Origin of the sequence: Fulvivirga marina (assembly GCF_016775155.1) — a bacterium.
Taxonomy (GTDB): domain Bacteria; phylum Bacteroidota; class Bacteroidia; order Cytophagales; family Cyclobacteriaceae; genus Fulvivirga; species Fulvivirga marina.
Map to the genome: position 1 here is coordinate 301,434 of NZ_JAEUGD010000067.1, position 21,764 is coordinate 323,197.

18 protein-coding genes are annotated in these 21,764 nt (G+C 38.4%); 12 read left to right on the forward strand and 6 right to left on the reverse strand.

Annotation, left to right across the window (positions count from 1 at the left end; all coding sequences use genetic code 11):
* Window positions 1–7: 7 nt before the first annotated feature.
* Window positions 8–859 carry a pantoate--beta-alanine ligase gene (gene panC / locus JMN32_RS25485; RefSeq protein WP_202859238.1) on the reverse strand — a complete coding sequence of 284 codons (852 nt, stop codon included), beginning with the start codon at window positions 857–859 and terminating at the stop codon, window positions 8–10.
* 115 nt (window positions 860–974) lie between these two features.
* Here panC and JMN32_RS25490 point away from each other — a divergent pair, with 115 nt between their 5' ends.
* Genes JMN32_RS25490 through glmS form a run of 3 tightly spaced genes read left to right on the forward strand, consistent with a single transcriptional unit; the run spans window position 975 to window position 5,031 of the window.
* On the forward strand, window positions 975–1,781 hold the full coding sequence (locus JMN32_RS25490; RefSeq protein WP_202859239.1) for a glycogen/starch synthase: 807 nt from the start codon (window positions 975–977) through the stop codon (window positions 1,779–1,781).
* The gene (locus JMN32_RS25495; RefSeq protein WP_202859240.1) at window positions 1,765–3,183 is read left to right on the forward strand and encodes a DUF4270 family protein; all 1,419 of its coding nucleotides are present in this window, start codon (window positions 1,765–1,767) and stop codon (window positions 3,181–3,183) included. The genes JMN32_RS25490 and JMN32_RS25495 overlap by 17 nt, the downstream gene beginning before the upstream one ends.
* 12 nt (window positions 3,184–3,195) lie before the next feature.
* Entirely contained in the window at window positions 3,196–5,031 is a 1,836-nt protein-coding gene (glmS, locus tag JMN32_RS25500; protein WP_202859241.1) for a glutamine--fructose-6-phosphate transaminase (isomerizing), read from the forward strand.
* Between the two features lie 76 nt (window positions 5,032–5,107).
* On the opposite strand, the gene JMN32_RS25505 is transcribed toward glmS, so the two are convergent.
* Window positions 5,108–5,770: a 3-hydroxyacyl-CoA dehydrogenase family protein gene (locus JMN32_RS25505; protein WP_202859242.1), complete on the reverse strand. Its 663-nt coding sequence runs from the start codon at window positions 5,768–5,770 to the stop codon at window positions 5,108–5,110.
* Between the two features lie 50 nt (window positions 5,771–5,820).
* Between JMN32_RS25505 and JMN32_RS25510 the strand changes: the two genes are divergently transcribed.
* Genes JMN32_RS25510 through JMN32_RS25530 form a run of 5 tightly spaced genes read left to right on the forward strand, consistent with a single transcriptional unit; the run spans window position 5,821 to window position 9,314 of the window.
* Window positions 5,821–6,201 carry a RidA family protein gene (locus JMN32_RS25510; RefSeq protein ID WP_202859243.1) on the forward strand — a complete coding sequence of 127 codons (381 nt, stop codon included), beginning with the start codon at window positions 5,821–5,823 and terminating at the stop codon, window positions 6,199–6,201.
* A complete protein-coding gene (locus tag JMN32_RS25515; protein ID WP_202859244.1) occupies window positions 6,198–6,671 on the forward strand; it encodes a hypothetical protein in 474 nt (157 codons plus the stop codon). Before JMN32_RS25510 ends, JMN32_RS25515 begins: the two co-directional genes overlap by 4 nt.
* 55 nt (window positions 6,672–6,726) lie before the next feature.
* Window positions 6,727–8,277 (forward strand): glutamate--tRNA ligase, encoded by a 1,551-nt coding sequence (gene gltX, locus JMN32_RS25520; protein WP_202859245.1) that lies wholly within the window; start codon window positions 6,727–6,729, stop codon window positions 8,275–8,277.
* Between the two features lie 12 nt (window positions 8,278–8,289).
* Window positions 8,290–8,541, forward strand: coding sequence for a hypothetical protein (locus tag JMN32_RS25525; protein WP_202859246.1), 252 nt, complete (start codon window positions 8,290–8,292; stop codon window positions 8,539–8,541).
* Window positions 8,542–8,543: 2 nt separating this feature from the next.
* Complete coding sequence (locus JMN32_RS25530; protein WP_202859247.1) at window positions 8,544–9,314, forward strand: TIGR00266 family protein; 771 nt, start codon at window positions 8,544–8,546, stop codon at window positions 9,312–9,314.
* 41 nt (window positions 9,315–9,355) lie between these two features.
* Here JMN32_RS25530 and JMN32_RS25535 read toward each other — a convergent pair whose 3' ends face one another.
* Entirely contained in the window at window positions 9,356–9,973 is a 618-nt protein-coding gene (locus JMN32_RS25535; protein ID WP_202859248.1) for a methyltransferase family protein, read from the reverse strand.
* Between the two features lie 75 nt (window positions 9,974–10,048).
* On the opposite strand from JMN32_RS25535, the gene JMN32_RS25540 reads away from it, so the two are divergent.
* Both JMN32_RS25540 and JMN32_RS25545 read left to right on the forward strand, forming a co-directional pair.
* The gene (locus JMN32_RS25540) at window positions 10,049–11,281 is read left to right on the forward strand and encodes an NAD(P)-dependent oxidoreductase (RefSeq protein WP_202859249.1); all 1,233 of its coding nucleotides are present in this window, start codon (window positions 10,049–10,051) and stop codon (window positions 11,279–11,281) included.
* Between the two features lie 44 nt (window positions 11,282–11,325).
* On the forward strand, window positions 11,326–12,534 hold the full coding sequence (locus tag JMN32_RS25545) for a Pycsar system effector family protein (protein ID WP_202859250.1): 1,209 nt from the start codon (window positions 11,326–11,328) through the stop codon (window positions 12,532–12,534).
* On the opposite strand, the gene ppk1 is transcribed toward JMN32_RS25545, so the two are convergent.
* The 3 genes from ppk1 to JMN32_RS25560 all read right to left on the reverse strand — a co-directional run bounded on the left by ppk1 (window position 12,503) and on the right by JMN32_RS25560 (window position 18,383).
* Entirely contained in the window at window positions 12,503–14,593 is a 2,091-nt protein-coding gene (gene ppk1, locus JMN32_RS25550; protein WP_202859251.1) for a polyphosphate kinase 1, read from the reverse strand. The two genes, JMN32_RS25545 and ppk1, sit on opposite strands and share 32 nt — an antisense overlap.
* 102 nt (window positions 14,594–14,695) lie before the next feature.
* Entirely contained in the window at window positions 14,696–15,823 is a 1,128-nt protein-coding gene (locus JMN32_RS25555; protein WP_202859252.1) for a hypothetical protein, read from the reverse strand.
* A gap of 19 nt (window positions 15,824–15,842) precedes the next feature.
* Window positions 15,843–18,383, reverse strand: a complete 2,541-nt coding sequence (locus JMN32_RS25560; RefSeq protein ID WP_202859253.1) for a TonB-dependent receptor — start codon at window positions 18,381–18,383, stop codon at window positions 15,843–15,845.
* Window positions 18,384–18,631: 248 nt separating this feature from the next.
* Here JMN32_RS25560 and JMN32_RS25565 point away from each other — a divergent pair, with 248 nt between their 5' ends.
* Window positions 18,632–21,199, forward strand: a complete 2,568-nt coding sequence (locus JMN32_RS25565) for a M14 metallopeptidase family protein (protein ID WP_202859254.1) — start codon at window positions 18,632–18,634, stop codon at window positions 21,197–21,199.
* Between the two features lie 139 nt (window positions 21,200–21,338).
* On the forward strand, window positions 21,339–21,740 hold the full coding sequence (locus JMN32_RS25570) for a DUF4783 domain-containing protein (RefSeq protein ID WP_202859255.1): 402 nt from the start codon (window positions 21,339–21,341) through the stop codon (window positions 21,738–21,740).
* Window positions 21,741–21,764: the final 24 nt, after the last annotated feature.

Below are 21,764 nucleotides of genomic sequence, written 5' to 3' on the forward strand. Positions count from 1 at the left end.
CTGAAATTCAGAATTCTAAATTAAAAATTACATTGTCAATTAACCTGACATCATCAACATACCCAGCCACGCAAAGCGCAACATTTTTCCCACTTAAATTGTGATCCATCAATTCTAATGTTTCAGGATTCACGATTTCAAAGTATTCCAACTCTACGCCCGCCCGATTGATAATAGTGGTCACCTCATTTTTCACCTGAGGCAGCTCTACCCGAGCATTCAGTAATTTTTGAGCTTCATTAAGCGCCCTATATAAAATTACTGCCTTATCCCGGCCTTCTTCTGTCAATCTTCTGTTTCTTGATGACATGGCCATTCCATCCGCCTCTCGCATAATAGGGATACACTTCAACTGCACATTATAGGAAAGATCCTTCACCAGCTGCCTAATAATCAAGTACTGCTGAAGATCCTTTTGTCCAAAGTATGCATAATGTGGAGCTACTATATTGAATAATTTAGAAACAATCAACCCAACTCCACTGAAGTGGCCAGGACGGAACTTTCCTTCCATAACCTGATCCAGCCCATCAAAGTTAAAGCTTATTTTGGGTTGTTCCGTGTAAATTTCACTATCATCGGGGCAAAACAATACATGACAGCCTGCTTTCTGCAATAAACTTATATCCTGATCAAGGTTTCTAGGGTATTTATCCAGGTCCTGACTATTATTGAACTGTGCAGGATTTACGTAGATACTACAAACTGTAATATCAGTATCCTGCAACGATGCCTGGATGAGCGACAGATGCCCATTATGCAGCGCCCCCATGGTAGGCACAAAGCCTATTTTTTTACCATGGAACTTATGTCCATTTAAGTACTGTTGTAAAGGAGCAATATCCTTGTAAATCTCCATCAGAATCGTTTAAAAGGATAGCAAAACTATGTCTTTCAAAAGATAATATCTTGAAAAGTGCTAAAAATTTTGTAATTTTGTGGTCTTATTTTTAGGCAAACAAATCTCTACACATATGTCAAAACTTCGTATTCTTTATGTAGCCAGTGAAATCAATCCTTTCTTACAAACATCTAAAGTAGCAGAATTTGTTAGAAAGTTGCCACAGGCTATGCAGGAAAAAGGGATGGAAATCAGAATACTGGTTCCGAGATTCGGCTTGATAAATGAAAGAAAGAACAGGTTACATGAAGTTGTCAGACTTTCAGGGATCAATATTGCAGTAGGCGAAGAAGAAAAACCTTTGATCATTAAGGTTGCCTCAATACCTAATGCTAAATTACAGGTTTATTTTATTGATAATGAAGACTACTTCCACAGGAAGTATGTTTTCCACGATAAAGAAAATAATTTTTATGAAGATAATGACGAAAGAGCAATATTTTTCTGTAAAGGCGTTATAGAAACTGTAAGAAAACTGGGATGGGCACCTGACATTGTTCACTGCAATGACTGGATGACAAGCTTAATTCCGTTATACTTGAAAACAACTTATAAAAACGATCCTCTATTTAAGGATACTAAATCTGTTTTCACAACGTATAACAATGCATTTAGCCATAAATTCAATAATGATCTGATAGAAAAGGTTAAGATGATGGACATCGAAGACAGCATGTTAACTAACCTTTTAACAGCTGATTATTATGGCTTTATTAAGTTAGGCCTTGAATTTTCAGATGCTATAATAAAAGCAGAAGAAGATCAGACCCTTAATGGCTTGTTCGATGAATTCCCTGAAGAAAAGAAAATTGAAACAATAGAAAAAGACGAAAATTTTACGGACTCTTATTACAATTTATATAATGAACTTGTGGGTTAGAAGAGCAGGGCTGATGTTAGTATCAGCCCTGACATTTTTTTCGTGCGAAGAGGAATTAAGCACAGTTGGTCTCCCCCCCGAAAACGATTTGGGGATTTTTTTTGTCGACGTACCATTAAATGATAAGGTATCGCAAGTATGGGTAGACAATATTTATTCAAGAGCTACAGGCAGTATTCTCGTTGGTAGCTATGAAGATCAATACTTTGGGTATATTGAAGCTAAAAACTTCACTGAGCTTACCCTTCCTGCGGAAGACCCTGGAAAAAACTTTTCCGGCACTGCCACTTTCGATTCCCTTGTACTGGAAACCAGAATAAGGGGTATATATGGTAGCAATGTGGAGAATACTTTGAACAAGATTGAAATCTATCAACTTGAAGATACAATTCCCGTTAGGGATAAAACTTATACCATAGCTTCATCCCAGGCATTAGCAGGTAAATTAGCTGAAAGTGAGTTCTTTGTTTACCCTGACTCCCTCGGACTCAAATTTTCCGACACAGGAAGAGACAAGAATATGGATGCTCAGGACTCTGCTTATCTTGAAAAGTTTTTCGACACCAATAAAGAGTATATATACAGATCTACTTTTAAAATCAATGACACCTATGCTCTTGAGTTCTTTAATAAGTTAAAAAATCAAGATGCAGCATTTAGTAGCGCCAATAATTTTGCAGACTATTTTAATGGATTGGCATTTATCCCTTCACCCTCCAATAGTGCTGTTCTAACTTACGGTGTTTCTGATACAAGAATGGTTTTATACTATACTGAAACTGATAGTCAGGGCAATACAAAACAGGAGGTACTCATCTTTGGAGCATCTTCCACCATAAACTATAACAATATTCAACCTAATGAAAATGTTGGTTGGAATGGATCTGACTTTGATGACCTTACTGCGTTTTATACACCATACGTTACCAGCTCTAATTTGGCGTATCTTCAAAGTGGAACGAACTTGCTCATGAAGATTGACTTATCATCTATGCAGCAATTCGCAGACACTACAGATAGTCCGGTTATTCAAAAAGCTGAATTGGTGTTCTCCAATCTGGTAGATGCGGATGAAAATACACCTCCTCCTGCCAGTATGCTTTACTATCTCACAAGTGCGGATAGTTTGGAAAACAAAAACTACAGAGTGGGCACGTTATTAAACAACAATGGTGGTACTGCTTCCGTAACTTATGATTCGGAAGATAATGAAATTAGAAATGACATAACCTTATCCCTACAGAACCTTCTTTATGAAGAAAATTACAACCAATTGATCCTGGCTCCCGTGAGGACAGTAGGTGGGGCATTTTTACCCACTTCGAGTACAGTTAACAGATTGGTTGTTTATAAGGATAACATGCATTTACGTTTCTATTATTCAATACCAGATAAGAAATAAAAAAATACTGATATGTGCGGAATAGTTGCCTATATAGGGCCCAGACAGGCTCATGAGGTTATCATAAAAGGGCTAAAGAGATTAGAATATAGGGGATATGATAGTGCAGGCATTGCTCTTCTCAACGGAGGCCTGAATATTTATAAGAAAAAAGGTAAAGTATCCGACTTGGAAGAACACCTTTATGAAAACAATCTGAACAGCAATATCGGGATAGGTCATACACGTTGGGCAACCCATGGAGAACCAAATGATGAGAATGCCCACCCACATTACTCGCACTCTAAGAATCTAGCCATAATACATAATGGTATTATAGAGAACTACAGTTCGCTAAAGCAGGAGCTAGTTAACAAGGGACATACCTTCGAAAGCGAAACAGATTCCGAGGTTTTTATACACTTCATTGAAGATATTCAGCAGAACAATAACTGCTCGCTAGATGAGGCTGTTCGATTGGCTCTAACTAAAGTAGTTGGAGCATATGCCATAGTTATTATGTCTAAAGACAATCCCAACCTGCTAATCGCAGCAAGAAAGGGAAGTCCATTGGTTATAGGTATAGGAAAGGACGAGTTCTTCTTGGCATCAGATGCAACTCCAATTATTGAGTATACCAACGAGGTGGTTTATCTAAATGATTATGAAATAGCCGTAATTGACAATAATGAATTAAAGCTCAAGAATACCCAGGATGTAGTTTCAACACCATACATCCAGACCTTGGATATGGAGCTTGAAGCGATCGAAAAAGGCGGTTATGAGCATTTTATGCTGAAAGAGATTTTTGAGCAACCAAAATCCATTGGTGATTGTATGCGTGGTCGTCTTAATGCAAATGAGGGGCGTCTGGTATTAGGTGGAATTAGGGAATATGCCAATAAGCTAGTTAATGCTGAACGAATAATAATAGTAGCCTGTGGTACATCATGGCACGCCGGCCTAGTAGCCGAATATTTCATTGAGGAGTTTTGTAGAATACCTGTTGAGGTTGAATATGCTTCTGAGTTCCGTTATAGAAACCCAATCATCAATGAAGGTGATATCGTATTTGCTATTTCGCAATCTGGCGAAACTGCTGATACGCTTGCCGCTATTGAGCTGGCCAAGTCTAAGGGAGCCATTATATTTGGTGTTTGTAATGTTGTGGGGTCATCTATCTCAAGGGTTTCACATGAAGGTGCTTATACCCATGCCGGACCTGAAATTGGCGTTGCTAGTACAAAGGCCTTTACTGCTCAGTTAACCGTTCTTAACATGATTGCTTTACGAGTAGCTCATAAGAAAGGTTCAATAACTGAAAGGCGATACCACGAATTACTTGTTGAGCTTGAAAATGTGCCTGCCAAAGTAGAAAAGGCTCTTAAACTAGACACTCAAATCAAGGAGATATCTGAAACCTTCAAAGATGCTCGCAATTTCCTTTACCTGGGAAGAGGCTATAACTTCCCAGTGGCTTTAGAAGGAGCTTTAAAACTGAAGGAAATTTCATACATACATGCAGAGGGATATCCTGCTGCAGAAATGAAACACGGACCTATTGCTCTTATTGATGAAGAAATGCCAGTAGTTGTAATTGCAACAAGAGATAGTTCTTACGACAAAGTTGTTTCAAACATACAGGAAGTAAGAGCCAGAAAAGGTCGAGTAATTGCTGTTGTTACTGAGGGCGATGCACTTATACCACAAATGGCAGAGTTCGTGATTGAGGTTCCTAAGACTGACGAAGCGTTAATGCCAATGGTATCAGTGATACCTTTGCAACTATTGTCTTACCATATTGCTGTAATGAGAGGTTGTAATGTGGATCAGCCTAGAAACCTGGCTAAATCAGTGACTGTAGAATAAGAGAATATATAATTAATATTTTTGAAGGCTACCTTAATCAGTTTAGGGTAGCCTTTACTTTTGGTAAGTTATAGGCTTAACCGACTCCCCTCAAGTACTCTTTCTTTAACAATGGACAAATCTTATATCTCTCGTCTTTAGTGTCTTCATAAATAGCCTCAAGTGTTTCATAGACATGATGTACACCAATAAGCTCAAGCCATTCAAAAGGTCCGTGTGGGTAATTTGTACCAAGCCGCATTCCCGAATTTATATCTTCCCTGGAGGCTGTTCCTTCCTGAACGGTATAAAAGGCTTCATTAATAATCATGAAAATAATTCTTGGAGTTACCATACCTACTCGATCATCCACCAGCTTATATTCCGCATCAAGAGACTCAAATACTTTTATTAATACATCCTCATTATTTTCAAGCGTAGTCACCTCAAGAACATCACGATTTACAAAGGTTGGCAAACCGTTAAACCCAAATATATTTCCATCAACAGGTCCGTTTAAAAAAGCCAGCTCAGCAAGGCTTATCTTCACAGTGTTAAGAAAAACAACGGCATTTCCCGGATTTTTATAACATTCGAAATGGTCTGGATTTTCATCAATAATGAAATCAAAAACAAGATCCTTCTCACTCAAAAATCGTGGAGATGTAAGTTGCGATAGAAAGGTGTATTCATGGTTTTCAGAAAACTTCTCTTTAAATTCTAAAAAATTTTCCTCCTCCCCAATTATTAATATCTTCATAATTTGCAGCTTTAAGGCAAAAATAGATATTAATATAAAAAATTGTCAGTATGAACAGAATAATTGTCAACAGCAAAAAAGCTCCAGCTCCTATTGGCCCCTATAGCCAGGCCGTAATGGTCAATGATACTTTATATGTATCTGGACAAATAGCCTTGGATGCCGAGAGTGGTGACCTTGTTACCAATAATATAGAGGCGGAAACAGAGAAGGTAATGAGTAACATTGCTCATATTTTATCGGAAGCAGGTCTTGACTTCACGAATGTTGTCAAGTGTAGCATCTTCGTTGCGGATATGAATAATTTCCAACTCATTAACTCCATCTATGGAAAATATTTTCTTCAAAACCCACCTGCACGTGAAACAGTTGAAGTAAGCCAGTTACCTAAAAGTGTAAATGTAGAGATATCCTGTATAGCGGTTAAATGACCCTGATACCTCACAAGAACGAAACTTTAGTTGCCCCAATTACGGCACTACAAGCCCTAAGCAGGCTGAGCCTTGTCACTCAGCCTGCTGGTTTATCTCAATCACATAAAAGCCCCGATATCTTATTTGTTGGGCATATTGGAAAGTCTTCTTTTCGCATCTCGCGAAAGGTCAATTACCCACAAAACTACTTACCCATAATTAAAGGCAAAATCGAGGGATCCAGTCGAGGATGTATCATATTTATCAAATACAGGCTATTTTTTAGCTCTATTCTATTTTTTACTTTCTGGACAGGTATGACCATGCTGATAGGACTCTTTTTCATATTCTTCCCTAAAGAATACGGGTATGCCATCATTGCCTTTTCTTCAGGGGTTGCCAATTATGTTGTAACCCTGCTTAATTTCAACAAACAGGTAAAATTAAGCAGAGCAGCCCTTGACGAAGCGCTAAACATGAGCGCTTAGTTATTATGCTAATTTAACTTTTCGTAATTTTGTCCAATTAAATCAATCAAAAAAGATGGATAAAGAAGTTCGTGTCAGGTTCGCTCCAAGTCCTACAGGAGCATTACATATTGGCGGTGTAAGAACCGCTTTGTACAACTATTTATTTGCAAAAAAGCATAATGGTAAAATGATCCTTCGCATTGAGGATACTGACCAAAACAGGTTTGTGCCAGGAGCTGAAGAATATATAAAAGAGTCGTTAGAATGGATGGGTATCATTGCCGATGAAAGCCCGTATGCAGGAGGGGAATATGGCCCTTACCGACAATCCGAAAGAAAAGGCATTTATGCAGAATATGCCCAAAAACTTATCGATGAGGGTAATGCTTACTATGCTTTCGATACGGCAGAGGAGCTTGAGGCTATGCGCGAAAGACTCAAGGCTGCACGTGTTGATACGCCACAGTACAATGCAATCACGCGTATGCAAATGAAAAATTCCCTTACCCTATCGGGGGAAGAGGTTAATCAGAAACTAGAAGCAGGAGAACCTTATGTGATCAGACTAAAAGTACCAAGAAAGGAAGATGTAAGGCTCAATGATATGGTACGTGGCTGGGTCATGGTACATTCATCAGCAATAGATGATAAAGTACTGATGAAATCAGACGGCATGCCTACTTACCACCTTGCCAATGTGGTGGATGATCACCTGATGAAGATCACTCATGTAATACGTGGTGAAGAGTGGCTTCCTTCAGCACCACTACATGTTTTGCTCTATAAGTTCTTAGGTTGGGAAAACACCATGCCTCAATTCGCACATTTACCGTTGTTACTAAAACCCGATGGCAATGGTAAGCTAAGCAAAAGAGATGGTGACAAGCTCGGCTTCCCCGTATTTCCTATTCAGGGTTCATTCCCAGGTAAGGATGGAAAGACAGAAACATTCCATGGCTTCAGAGAAGATGGGTATCTACCCGATGCTCTACTTAATTTTCTGGCATTCTTAGGCTGGAATCCGGGCACCGAACAGGAAATATTCTCATTACAGGAACTCATCGAAGCATTTACAGTAGAAAGGATAGGTAAATCAGGAACCAAATTTGACATCGAAAAAGCTAAATGGTATAATCAACAATATATCAAGGAGAAATCGGCTGTAGAGTTAAGTATATACCTCACCAAAGACCTTGAGACCAACGGCATACCTATTGATGAGCAAAAAGCAAAAAGGGTTTGTGAGGCCATGAGAGAGCGGATAGTTTTTCCTTCTGACTTGTGGAAAGATGGAAAATTCTTCTTCTCCATGCCTGATAACTATGATGAAACAGTAGTTCGCAAAAAATGGACCGAGGGCGCCGTTTCAGTGTTAGATGCTTATAAAGAAGCTATATTAAAGGCAGATAAGTTAACTGCTGACACAGCAAAAGAAATTTTAAATAACATATTAGAAGAAAAAGGCGTTAAAATAGGACAGGTAATGCAAGCTGTAAGGTTAGCCATAACTGGCAAAGGCGGAGGACCTGACTTAATGGAAATCATTGAGATTCTAGGCAATGAAGAAGTGGCTAACAGAATAAAGAAAGCTATTGATACATTGCCTGTTAAGCAAGTCAATTAAACCCTAAGTGTCATGTCAAAGAAGGAATCAAAGAAGAAAAAAAAGAAAGTTCAGCCAAAGGTAAACCCGGAACTGGAAGGTTTTAACATAGAAATTGATTCCTTTGGTGAAATAAAGACCAATTTTAACATCGATCGCATCAACGAGTTTCTTAACAAGAATGTAGAGGATAAGAAGCTCGCTGAGCGAGACGATTACGAAGATCTAAAATCTTCAAAGCCAGAAAAAAAGGATAAGAAAAAAGACAACGACGACAAAGAATAGCAATGAACTCTCACGAAATAGACTATGAAATTAAAGGGGAAAGTATTCAGGTCGTTGAAATTGAACTTGACCCTAACGAAACAGTAATCGCCGAAGCGGGCGCCATGCTCTTTATGGACGATGGCATTACTTTTGAAACTAAAATGGGTGATGGTTCTGAACCAAACCAAGGTCTTTTTGGCAAACTCCTCTCTGCAGGAACCAGGGTGCTAACCGGAGAGTCTTTATTTATGACTCATTTTACTAATAGAGGACCTCAAAAAGCTAAAGCAGCATTTTCAGCCCCATACCCAGGCACTATTATTCCTATCGATCTCAATAAAGCACCTCAAAATTCCTTAATAGTTCAGAAAGATGGCTTTTTATGCGCTGCTTTAGGAACAAAAATGTCCATTACATTTAACAAACGACTTGGATCAGGCCTGGTGGGTGGAGAAGGCTTTATTTTACAAAAGTTACAAGGAGACGGAAAAGCATTTGTGCATGCTGGCGGCACAGTTATAGAGAAAGAACTCAATAACGAAGTATTAAGAGTCGATACCGGATGTGTAGTAGCCTTTGAACCTTCTATTGACTTTAATGTTGAATCTGCCGGCGGACTAAAATCTATGCTGTTTGGGGGTGAAGGGTTATTTCTGGCAACATTAAGAGGCACGGGAAAGGTATATTTGCAATCCATGCCCATTAGAAAGCTGATACAAGCACTTGCTCCTTATGGGCGAAACAAAGGCAAGGAGTCCAGCTCCATTCTCGGTAGCTTTTTGGAATCGTAACGCTTGGATAAGAATTAAAAGAGTCTCTGGATATCTATTACTCAAAACCAGAACCGAATTTTTGGGAATATAGCAGGTGTAGTTTTTTTATATTCGAGATACTCATCCCCAAAAATTTTAATCAGTTTCTGCTCCTCATACCATATTCCAACAGGTAGGTAAACAAATATACAAATAGCAGATACCAAGGTTGGCATTCTAAAATCATACAACAGAAAACCTAAAACCAATAGTACCGTTCCCGAATAAATTGGGTGTCTAACATACCCTAGAATACCTGATCTATTAAGGCTGGCAGGGTCTTCTCTACTTAAACCCATAAAACTTTTGAAATCAAACTCACGAAAAGCAACTCTTATTACAACTACTCCTCCCCCAGCCAAGAGCAGGCTTATATATTGAAGAAATGATGAAGGAGGAAGCAATCGGTCTCCCTTAATAGCTCCATTGAGCAGCAGTATTGCCAAAAGTACTACGATAGAAGAGGTATTGTAAAGTAAACGATAGGTCTTCGAAGAAATATTAAAACTTTTTTGGAGTTTCTCCTTACTACTTCGAGAAGCAAAAAGGCTATGACAAAAGAAGAAAATCAGCCACCCAAAAGCCAAAAATATATAAGCTTCAATACCCTCCATGGGATTAAGGTACGAATTAAGCATGGTGGCAAAAACTAAATGGATTATAAATTATATATTTGCTACCGTGTAGAAAAAATTTTAAGCCCAGCGCAAACGATGGAAAACGTGAAATTAGGAATCATTAAGGAAGGTAAAGTACCGATCGACAGAAGAGTACCATTAACACCTGCCCAGGCAAAAGAGGTGAAAGAAAACTTCAAAAATGTAGAAGTAATTTGTCAATCAAGTGATATTCGTTGTTTTGAAGATGATGAATACCGTCAAAGTAGCATTACTGTAACTGACTCTATTGAAGATTGTGACATTTTGATGGGTGTTAAAGAAGTACCCATTGACAACCTTATTCCAAACAAAACTTATTTTTTCTTTTCGCACACTATAAAAGAACAACATTACAACCGTAATCTCTTACAAGCCATTCTACAAAAGAAAATCAGACTCATAGATTATGAGACATTAACTGATTCAACAGGTACCCGTATAGTAGCTTTCGGACGCTACGCAGGCATAGTAGGTGCCTATAATGGAATATGGGCCTATGGAAAGCGCTATAACCTATTCGACTTAAGAAGAGCACATGAGTGTTTTGACTTGGAGGATCTTAAAACAGAGTACAGTAAGGTGTCACTACCTCCAATAAAAATAGTAGTAACAGGCGGTGGCAGGGTTTCCAAAGGAGCCATGGAAGTGCTCAATGGCATGGGCATTCGTAAGGTGACTCCTGCAGAATTTTTGGAAAACTATTTTGATACGGCTGTATACTGTCAGCTTAACACTTGGGACTACAACAAACCAAAAGATGGTGGCGAGTTTATACGTAATGACTTTTATGCTAACCCACAAAGCTATGAAGGTGACTTCCTGAAATATGCTAAGGCAGCGGACCTCCTTGTTGCAGGAGCTTATTGGGACCCACGAGCTCCAGTATTGTTCAGAAGAGATGATATTATGAAACCTGATTTCAAAATTAGGATCATAGCAGATATTACTTGCGATATTGAAGGGTCTATTCCCTCCACAAAACAGCCATGTACCATAGCAGACCCTATCTATGACTACAACCCTAGTGATGACAAGGTAGAAGCTCCATTATCAGACGAAGGAAACATTACCGTCATGGCTGTTGATAACTTACCATGCGAATTGCCCAGAAATGCCTCTGAAGACTTTGGTCGTGAGCTTGTAGATAATGTGTTACCGCATCTCTTTGATAATGATACAGAGGAAGTAGTCAAAAGGGCTACCATAGCCGAAAATGGGGCATTAACGGAACGGTACAGTTATCTTCAGAATTATGTAGACAATAAAGCCCCCGCTGGGACTCTTTAATATGTAGTGAAATTTCAAACTATTTTTTATTACATTTAGGAGATATGTTTATAGAAACTGAGCTAGTTAAAAGGTCAAAGCAGTACGCTGAGGAAGTATTAGGCAGTCTACCAAAGGAATACAGCTATCATAGCCTCATCCATACGCAAGAGGTAGCTGCAGCAGCAGAAGAGATCGGCAATAAAATTGGACTCTCACAGGAACAATTGGAAATAGTAATTGTAGCCGCATGGTTTCATGACGTAGGTTATAAGTGCGGCTTCAAAAACCATGAAGAGGAAAGTGCTCGCCTGATGCGGGAGAAGCTGGCTGAGTTTAATGTTACTCCAGAGAAAATAGATGAGGTGGAAAAAATAATCAAGTCCACGCAAATGCCTCAATCACCTGAAGATGAACTATCCAAGGTAATGTGCGATGCGGACTTATACCATCTCTCTTCAGACATTTATTTCGTCAGAAGTGAAGAGCTACGTCAGGAACTGATCAATGTATGTGATGAAGATCTACCTCCTAAGGATTGGGCAAAGAAGAACCTCAAATTCTTAACAACCCATAGCTACTTTACAACATACGGTCAAAATATATTAGAACCAAGGAAACAGAAAAACATAAAAAAGCTTCAGAAAAAAAAAGAAAAGAAGGTGGACATCGAATATACTCAAAAGCTTGAAGACCAAATCGAAAAGCTCAAGCTTAAGATGGAAAAGAACAAGGTCATAAAACCCGACCGCGGGATAGAGACCATGTTCAGGATCACGTCAAAAAACCACCTCACACTTAGCGCTATGGCTGACAACAAGGCGAACATTATGATTTCAATCAACTCAATCATTTTGTCGGTGTTGGTTTCTGTACTTTTTAGAAAGTTTGAAGATTATCCTAACCTGATCATTCCTGCAATGTTATTGGTAGTTGTTTGCCTGGTTACCATTGTGTTCGCAGTACTTGCTACACGCCCAAATGTATCTACAGGAACTTTCACCAAAGAAGATATCATCAACAAAAAGACAAACTTGCTCTTCTTTGGCAATTTTCATGGTATGGAGATTGAAAACTACATGTGGGGTATGAAAGAAATGATGAAAGATGCAGATTTTCTTTATGGCAGCATGATCAAGGATATCTTTTTTCTGGGTATTGTATTAGGAAAAAAATACCGAATGCTTCGAAAGTCATATAATGTATTTATGTTTGGATTTATCGCAGCAATCCTGTCATTTGCTATTGCAATGGTATTTTTCCCGGTTCATTGATACTCATACTTTCCTCCGCTTTCAACCACGTATAAAAATCTACCTGCGCCTGAATTTCTGATTCACCATTCTCCACAAGTACATTCTGTAGATGCTCATTAATTAGGCATGCCTTGGTATTATCCTTCAGTTGGAGCTCAAGCATTTTCATTATTTCCCTCTTTGGACCCTCTTTATAAACAGGAAATACCACCTCAATTCTACGATATAGGTTGCGTTTCATCCAATCAGCAGAACCTTGATATAAATTTTCTGCACCATCATTATAGAAGTAAAAAACTCTGGAATGCTCCAGATAGCGATCTACGATACGTCTAACCGTAATATTTTCACTCAAGCCTTTTATCCCGGGTCGCAGGCAACAAATCGCTCTTATGATCAACTCAATTTTGACACCTGCCTGACTCGCTTCGTACAGTTTATCGATCATAACATCATCCTGAAGATTATTGAGCTTTAGAATGATAAGTCCCTTTTTCCCTGCCATAGCATGTCTTATTTCCTGATCTATCATAGCAGTCAACCGGTCGGTAATATTAAACTGCGAAACCAGCAAATGATTAAAGTGTGGCACTTCTTCCTTTTTATATAGATATTCAAATACATTGTCAAGTTCTTCCGTCATCTCACTATTACATGTAAGCAATGCTTCATCGGCATATATTGTAGCTGTTTTTTCATTGAAGTTACCCGTACCAAAAAAGCCATACCGTTTAATAGCCCCGTCCATCTGCCTTCTACAAACCAAGCCAACTTTAGCATGCACCTTCAACCCCGGTATACTATATATTATTTTAATACCCGCCCTTTCCATCTTTTCAGCCCATTTTAAATTATTTTCCTCATCAAAACGAGCTTTGATCTCCACAAATACAGTAACATGTTTCCCGTTATTCGCAGCACTAATCAGTGCATTGCTAATAAACGATTCTGGTGCTATGCGATAGAACGTAACCTTGATCTCCTCAACATTAGCATCCAACGCCGCTTCGTTAAAAAAACGTAACACATAATCGTAGTTATGATATGGAAAATGAAGCATCACATCTTCCTGATCAATGGCATTAAAAACAGAAGGACTTTCTTCAAGACAGGCCTTCGTAATAGGCTCCAAATACTCATTTTCCAATACAGGTTTCAATGGGTTTTGAAGGTTAAAAAGATCATACATATTGTGATACCTGCCACCAGGAACAAGATCATCTTCCTCCAGCTCGAATTTTTTTACGAGAAATTCCAATAGTTCCTTGGGCATAGTAGTGTCATAAAGGAAACGTGAAGGCACACCAAGATTCCTTTTATCTATTTGCTTTCTGATTTTCTTCACCAGATCACCCGAATACTCATCCTCAATGTTGAGATCAGCATCCCTATTCAGTTTAATAGAATAACAACCTTTTACCATATGGTTAGGAAAAAGAAAGCCCAGATTTTCCCTAATGATATCGTCAATGGCTATGTAATAAAAGTAATCATTTGTTTTAGGTAGTTCCACAAACCTACCCAGGTGATTTGTCGGGATATTAAGGTGAGCATAATCAACTACACCTGTGATTTTATCTTCCAGAAAAATAGCGAAGTAAAGAGCCCTATTGTCAAGGTATGGTGCCTTGCTCTTCTCCCCTGTCATAATAACAGGTTGGAGGTACGATAAAATTTTGCTCTTAAAATAATGTTCAACAGCTCTTTTATGTTCTTTAATTATAGGTTCGTTTCTATAGAGGATTATTTTATTCTTCTTAAGCTCTGGAAGAATCATTTCCTTTTTAATACGACCAAACTCTTCCTGTTGAAGGTTGACTTCATCAAGCACTTCCTGAAGAAGCCTCTTTGGTTTAATCGTAAACCTTTTATTGATTTTCTTCTTATCAATATCTACAATACTCCTGAGTGCAGCCACCCTGACCCTGAAAAACTCATCCAAATTAGAAGAGTAAATAGCAAGAAACTTTATCCTTTCATAAAGAGGAACACTAGTATTTGCAGCTTCCATTAATACCCTCCTATTGAAGGAAAGCCAACTAACATCACGATCAAAATATTTACTACTATCAATCATCAAACTTATTTTCAAAACACATGGCTATTACTAATGCTTAAATTAAACAAAAAAAGCTACCTAATTTTGATAGGTAGCTTTTTTTAGAAGGCGTTTTATATTCTATTCTTCAAACAAAATATATTCACCACCTTGTCCAATAACATACAATGTGCCGGAACCTGCACCAGGTTCCCAGGTAGCATAAGTAATTAGATATTTCTGCCCATCAACAGGAGGGTACAAATCAGTTAAATAGCTGATCAATGACTCTTGGATCAGCTCAGCACTCCACAAAGACAGATCATAGTTTTTATAAGAAGTCATACTTGTGGAACCATCAGGGTTACTTCCAGTATAAGCTTCGGCTATAGCCAGATAATCTGCAGCACTCAAAACAAACTTGATTGTATTATCAGCAACCCACTCTGTTCCGTTATGAGCAAATTTCAAGGTTTTGACTTCATTTGAACTATCTTTCAGTATCCAATCAGTACCATCGAATGTGTACATTAATACCTCTCCGTACTCGATACCACCTTGGTCATAATCTCTGAAATTATAGATTACAAATTGTTGTTTACCAGCTTCGGCATATGGAAACAATTCTTTTAGGTAAATTCCTATCTTAAACTCAGCCTCAGATTGTGTTGAAAAGTAATCACGAGTACCGCGACCCAAGTTTTCATAGTCACCAGTACCTGCTGATAAAACATAAGAATTTCTCCAAAGTCCATTCCATAATACTATAGCCTTAGTTTCGGTAACAGTTTGAGAACCATTATACCATTGATATGTAAGGTCAACTACATCTCTATCTCTAGCATCTGGATACTTTGATTGCAGATATTTATCTATATCATCATCACTGTCAAAGTTTCCATAAGTAAAACCAAGATCAGTGTATTCTTGAGCTGTTACTGTTGTTGTGGCAATAGTATCTTTTAAAGATAGGGGTTGATAAACTTCATAAGTTACCGTAGCAGAAGATCCCTCTCCCAACGCAGGATATAGTTTACTTAATATTTCCGGGATTAACCCTTTCGCGTGACCTTCATTGTCAAAACTCTTATAATTAGCAACACCTTCATCACTCGATAACTCATAAGCATCATCATCCAAGGTAATCTCCAGCGTCTTTGCTATTGATTGCTCCGCCTTTATCTCATCAATTTCATCTCCTAAAGGGTCGCAAGACCACATAAAGCCTGCAGCAATAATTAACCCTAATATTACTTTAATATTTTTCATAACTAATCTCATTAAAAAATTAGAAGTTTATTTTTAAACCTAAGTTCCAGTTTCTTCCGTATCCATAATAAACACGAGAGTTTGCAGCATCTCCACCATCATTAGCATCTGCTACATATTCAGTATCAGCAAGGTTATATACATTTCCATATATAGAAGCATTGAAGTTACCTAACTGAAGTTTATAAGTTAAGTTCAGATCGAAAAGGCCATAAGCAGGAACCTGCCATGCATCAGCAACATTTTCTGATGTTCTTGAAGTAGGATCAAAAGATGCATATAGGTTATCATAGTAATTATAGTCTATTCCGATAGTAATATTCTCGCCTGCAGAATATTTCATCCCCAAAGCAGCAGTAGTCTGAGCAGCATCACCGACCTTCAGGTCATCAATGAAGATATTTATTGGATCACCAAGAGGATTACCATCTTCGTCCTCAATTCTTACATTCTGCACATTATTTTGCCATCTCCAGTCTCCAACTGACAACATTCCTGTAAAGGTAAAGTTCTTAATTCCTTTGTATACGGCGTCAACCTCCACTCCTTGGTGTAATGCATCAATTCCGGTGATATTGGCATAGAATATCTGACCTGCATTGCTTAGTGATCTTACAGAAGCTTTGTCTAACCACTGAGTTCTGTACACGTTAATATTAGCAGTAAAGTCCTTTTCTCTATAACCGTATCCAATCTCTGTACTCATGATTTTTTCATTAACAGCATCTTCGTTAGCTGCATTTGAAGTCCTACTTAAGAATACGTTTCTGAAAAACGGAGCCTTTTCGAAAAACCCTATATTTGCGAATATGTTATGATTTCTTGTAAGGTTATAGTTAGCCCCACCTTTGATTTGGTATCCAAAGAATGAAACATCTTCTGAATCCTTGTTATCAGGCGTTTCTTTGAAATTCTCAACTCTTGAGTATGAAGTGTTTGAAGCAGCCAATGAAAGGAATGTAGAAAGTTTATCTTTAGTATACTCGAACTGACCGAATACACCTTCCCAAAGTACTATGCCATCATAATTGTAGTTATACTTGTCACCTTTCTTAAGAATTCTGTTCGGGTTGTTGATATCATCATTATTCAACACATAGTCGCCACCAAGTAGATCCGTGATCTCATAAAAGTGACTTCCTTTATAGTATCTAAAATCCAAACCTCCTAAAAACTGTAGGTTTGAGCTAATATCATATTTTAATGATGACAATACACCATACCATTTGTGGTCGTTTCTTGATGCTCTTAACCACGCCAAGGCATTTCCATCAACAGTATTTTCATTTTGCTCTACAAAGTAATCTACATCAATAGGGCCATACTGTCCTCCTGTTCTCACACTTTTATCAAATGTACCACCGGTACCACCGCCACCGCCAGTACCAAAAGATGCGTATGCAGCTGTAGAAAGTTCAGCTTTATCACTTATAGTCCAATAATGGTTAAGAGAAAGTTGTGGCTTGTGGTAAAAGTTATCTTCTACATGAAGAACTTCTCCATTCTTGTATCCCCAATCAGGATTGTACTTAATGCCACTTGGGCTTTCTTCGTAATCTATCAACAAACTATTTGACTGTCTCTGTCCATGTCTTTGTTTTGTTCCTATCGCAGTAAAAGTAACTTCGTGATCATCGTTGATTTGCTTTGCGATATTAGCATAGTAAGAATAGCCTAGGAACTCAGTTCCATCAACATATCCATCCCCTTTAGTTCTTGCTCCGGAAAGTGTAAATGCCCAACCGTTTTCAGACAAACCTGAATTTAAGCTAAAGCCTATTTTAGAATAAGCATCATTTCCAGTGGCTACATATACATTACCACCTTTTTCAAAATCAGTTGCTTTTGAGATGATATTAATTGTACCTCCAATAGAAGGTACTGCTACTTTAGAAGCTCCCAAACCTCTCTGTACTTGCATTGATCTTGTAGCATCTGTTAAACCAGCCCAGTTAGACCAATAAACGTTACCGTTTTCCATATCATTAACAGGAACTCCGTTAATAAGAACAGCAACATTCTCATCATTAAAACCCCTTATATTAACACGGCCATCTCCAAAACCTCCACCTGACTTAGTGGCGTAAATTCCAGGGGTAGACTTCAAGATCTCAGGAAATTCCTGACTACCAATTTTTGCTTCAAGCTCTGCTTGCTTAATTGTAGATACAGCAACAGGTGTTTTTCTGTCAACAGCGACAGAGGCAATAATTTGTACTTCAGCCAACCCGATAGCACTTGAACCCAATTGCACGTTACCGATATCAGTGTTTTGACCTTCATTTACTGTTACCTGGATTTCTTTTTCAGCGAAACCGATAAACGAGATCACGATAGTTTGTGACCCAGCATCTACATCGCCGATTTTAAAACCTCCATTCACGTCTGTCACTGATCCTTTGGTGGTTCCTTTCACTAGTACGTTAGCACCAATAAGGACATCCCCATTGGCTTCATCAAGTACTTTACCACTAACTGTCCCCGTCTGGGCAATAGCAGAAAAGCTGACCATCACAAAAAAAGCGATGACAATAACTCCAAATCGTAAAGTTTGTTTCATTCCTTGTATTAGGTTTGTTAAAAATAGTTTTTGTGTTTAGATTATCTTCAGCATCAAAATGCGGTGCAAATGTATGACATTATTTAACTAGCTGTCTAAGAGGCAATTTTATTTTAAAATAAAGAAACTGTCTTTATATTAACTAATTGTTAAGTATTTAGAAGTGTAGGCCTAAATAAGTTCGTTAACTTCACATATAATCCATGCTCTTATTCAGGCGCTCTTGATCTTGCAAAAAAAGTGAATTTATGAAAAAAAAACTAGCATTAGCAGTTATTATTAGCACACTCACCCTCCATAGCTATGCTCAGAAAATTGATTTGGAATACTACCTCTCCGGAAATACAACATACTCCCCTGAAATACCTGCACCAGAACAGGTGATAGGTCATCAGGTTGGGGAGTGGCACATCAATCATGACAGGCTGGTCAACTATATGTACCGCCTTGCTGAGGCTTCTGATAGAATACTAATACAAGAATATGCCCAGACTTTTGAAGCACGCCCGCTCCTGGTGCTTACCATATCTTCTCCGAAGAACCTGAATAACATTAAGGATATCAAAGAAAAACACGCTCAATTGACTAACCCTCAAGAATCAGAAAAACTTGATTTGGAAAATATGCCTGCTGTGGTGTATATGGGCTACAGTGTTCATGGCAATGAAGCCAGTGGCAGCAATGCTGCACTTTTGGTTGCCTATCACCTGGCAGCTGCTCAGGGGCCCGAAATAGAAAAACTACTGAATGAAACAGTTATTCTGCTTGACCCCAGTTTTAACCCTGACGGCTTGCAGCGATTTTCCAATTGGGTCAATTCAAGAAAAAGCTTCAATGTCTCCACGGATCCTAACAATATGGAGCAGAATGAAGCTTGGCCAGGGGGAAGAACCAACCACTACTGGTTTGATCTCAACCGCGACTGGCTTCCTGCCCAATTACCTGAATCACAAGGGAGAGTTGCCCTATTTCATGAATGGAAGCCTAATGTACTGACGGATCATCATGAAATGGGAACTAACTCGACTTTTTTCTTCCAACCCGGAATACCATCAAGGAATAACCCTTTAACGCCAGAAAACACCTATACCCTAACTGAAAAAATGGGGGTATATCATGCAAGGGCACTAGACAATATTGGTTCTCTGTATTATACAAAAGAAAGTTATGACGACTATTATTATGGAAAGGGGTCAACTTACCCTGATATTAATGGTGCCGTAGGTATACTTTTTGAGCAGGCTAGTTCCAGAGGACATGCTCAGGAAAGTATTCATGGAGTTTTAAAGTTCCCTTTTACTATCAGAAATCAGGTCACTACTAGTTTCTCCACCTTAAAAGCCGTAAACGAAATGAGGCTTGACTTTTTACAACATCAAAGAGACTTCTACAAAGAAGCTATACAGGAAGCGCAAAAAGATCAAAACAAAGCTTTTATTTTTGCATCAAAAGACTCATACCGCAGTTATCATCTCGCGGAACTTATATCACGCCATAAAGTAGATATATATCACCCCAAAAAAGGGGTAAACATCAAAGGCATAAACTTTTCTGAGGATCAGGTTTATGTGGTTCCCCTATACCAGTCACAATACAGACTAATAAAAGCCATGTTCGAAACTAGAACAAAGTTTCAGGATAGTTTATTCTACGATATTTCTACATGGACCCTCCCCTATGCTTTTGGTCTGGATTACGAAACTTTAAATGCAAAATCATATAACCATTCGCTTCTGGGAGAAAAATTCAATTCCGAGCAAAAACCCTCCGGCAAATTAATCGGACAACAATCTGCTTACGCCTATGCCTTTGAATGGTATGGGTACTACACTCCGAAACTATTAAATAAGTTACTAAAAAAGGGCTACACGGTTAAAGTCGGAAATGAAGAATTCAATGCTAATGGAAAACAATTTGCCAGAGGGTCAATTATTATCCCTGTTGGCATACAAGAAAAAACTCCGGATTCAATTTACAACACCTTATCTCACCTTGCCAAAGAAACCGGTATAGATATTTACTCTCTAACAACGGGGCTGGACTATAGCGGCGTAAGCTTAGGAAGCCGGAGTTTTGACAAGGTACGCAACCCCAAGATAATGATGCTGGTCGGAGAAGGGGTCACTCCCTATGATGCCGGAGAAGTATGGCACCTACTGGACCAAAGGTATGATATGGAGCTTTCCCTGGTTCCTATCGATGAGTTTAACCAGGTTGAGATTAATAAATATAACACCATGATCCTGGTCAATGGACGGTATAGTGATATATCAACACCTGCAAAGGATAAGCTAAAGACCTGGTTGCAGCATGGAGGCACTATAGTGGCCAGTAAAGATGCATTAAAATTCCTATCCTCATCTGGGTTTGGCAAGTTTGAGTTTGAAAAGCCAAATAATGCGGACTCTTTGAAAGAGAGGAAATATGCTGATATCAATGAAACCGAAGGCGCCCAGAAAATTGGTGGGGCCATTTTTGAAACTAAAATTGACAATACACACCCTCTACTTTACGGATATTATAGACAAACACTTCCTGTTTTCAGAAATAGCAGGTTATTTTTAAAAAAATCCAGCAACTCATTTGCCAACCCCATAGTTTATACAGATTTTCCTCTGTTAAGTGGTTACATTTCCAAGGGTAACCTTGATTTACTCAAAGGTACATCCGCCGTGGGCACAAGTAATTATGGCAAAGGCATGATCATTGGTTTTACTGACAATCTTAATTTCAGGGCTTTTTGGTACGGCACTAATAAAATATTTATGAATGCTATTTTCTTTGGCCCTATTATCGATCGTACAGCTGGCAGATAGGCCCCAAAAGCAACAAAGCCAGCCATAAATACTGTACGTTGTTGTTTGTATTAGATTTATATATTAATTTGAAAATTAATTGCATCACTACAGTTTGGCATAATTTTAGCCGCAACTTCAGTGTTAATTAACCACAAATATGAAATTCATAACGGGAAGAATATTACTAAGTGTCGCTTTTGTGCTTTTAATTACCAACCTTGGCTTTGCACAAGGAGAGATTATCAATGACGTTAAAGAGGCAATTAAAACAGGAAGTTCAAAAGAAATTGCCAAGTTTTTAAACCAAAGCGTAGACGTTACCCTCGATGGTAACATGCAGAGTTATAGCAAAACCCAGGCAGAGTACGTCTTAAAAGACTTTTTCAAAAACAACCCACCCTCCAGTTTTACTATTGTTCATCAAGGTGCGTCTAAAGGAGGTTTACCCTATGCAATAGGTCAATATATCTCAAAAGGAGACACCTACAGGGTTTGGGTAAGAATTAAGGATACGGGGAGTAAATACCTAATCCATGAGATAAGCTTTATAAAAGAATAACACAAGACAAACCATTTAGCATAT

Bases quoted from the DNA above. Each gene is read 5' to 3' on its own strand.
- JMN32_RS25565 (WP_202859254.1), top strand. From the start codon at position 18,632: ATGAAAAAAAAACTAGCATTAGCAGTTATTATTAGCACACTCACCCTC.
- JMN32_RS25495 (WP_202859240.1), top strand. From the start codon at position 1,765: ATGAACTTGTGGGTTAGAAGAGCAGGGCTGATGTTAGTATCAGCCCTG.
- JMN32_RS25525 (WP_202859246.1), top strand. From the start codon at position 8,290: ATGTCAAAGAAGGAATCAAAGAAGAAAAAAAAGAAAGTTCAGCCAAAG.
- JMN32_RS25545 (WP_202859250.1), top strand. From the start codon at position 11,326: ATGTTTATAGAAACTGAGCTAGTTAAAAGGTCAAAGCAGTACGCTGAG.
- JMN32_RS25570 (WP_202859255.1), top strand. From the start codon at position 21,339: ATGAAATTCATAACGGGAAGAATATTACTAAGTGTCGCTTTTGTGCTT.
- JMN32_RS25535 (WP_202859248.1), bottom strand. From the start codon at position 9,973: ATGCTTAATTCGTACCTTAATCCCATGGAGGGTATTGAAGCTTATATA.
- JMN32_RS25530 (WP_202859247.1), top strand. From the start codon at position 8,544: ATGAACTCTCACGAAATAGACTATGAAATTAAAGGGGAAAGTATTCAG.
- JMN32_RS25490 (WP_202859239.1), top strand. From the start codon at position 975: ATGTCAAAACTTCGTATTCTTTATGTAGCCAGTGAAATCAATCCTTTC.
- JMN32_RS25510 (WP_202859243.1), top strand. From the start codon at position 5,821: ATGAACAGAATAATTGTCAACAGCAAAAAAGCTCCAGCTCCTATTGGC.
- ppk1 (WP_202859251.1), bottom strand. From the start codon at position 14,593: ATGATTGATAGTAGTAAATATTTTGATCGTGATGTTAGTTGGCTTTCC.
- JMN32_RS25540 (WP_202859249.1), top strand. From the start codon at position 10,049: ATGGAAAACGTGAAATTAGGAATCATTAAGGAAGGTAAAGTACCGATC.
- gltX (WP_202859245.1), top strand. From the start codon at position 6,727: ATGGATAAAGAAGTTCGTGTCAGGTTCGCTCCAAGTCCTACAGGAGCA.
- JMN32_RS25560 (WP_202859253.1), bottom strand. From the start codon at position 18,383: ATGAAACAAACTTTACGATTTGGAGTTATTGTCATCGCTTTTTTTGTG.
- JMN32_RS25505 (WP_202859242.1), bottom strand. From the start codon at position 5,770: ATGAAGATATTAATAATTGGGGAGGAGGAAAATTTTTTAGAATTTAAA.
- JMN32_RS25555 (WP_202859252.1), bottom strand. From the start codon at position 15,823: ATGAAAAATATTAAAGTAATATTAGGGTTAATTATTGCTGCAGGCTTT.
- glmS (WP_202859241.1), top strand. From the start codon at position 3,196: ATGTGCGGAATAGTTGCCTATATAGGGCCCAGACAGGCTCATGAGGTT.
- panC (WP_202859238.1), bottom strand. From the start codon at position 859: ATGGAGATTTACAAGGATATTGCTCCTTTACAACAGTACTTAAATGGA.
- JMN32_RS25515 (WP_202859244.1), top strand. From the start codon at position 6,198: ATGACCCTGATACCTCACAAGAACGAAACTTTAGTTGCCCCAATTACG.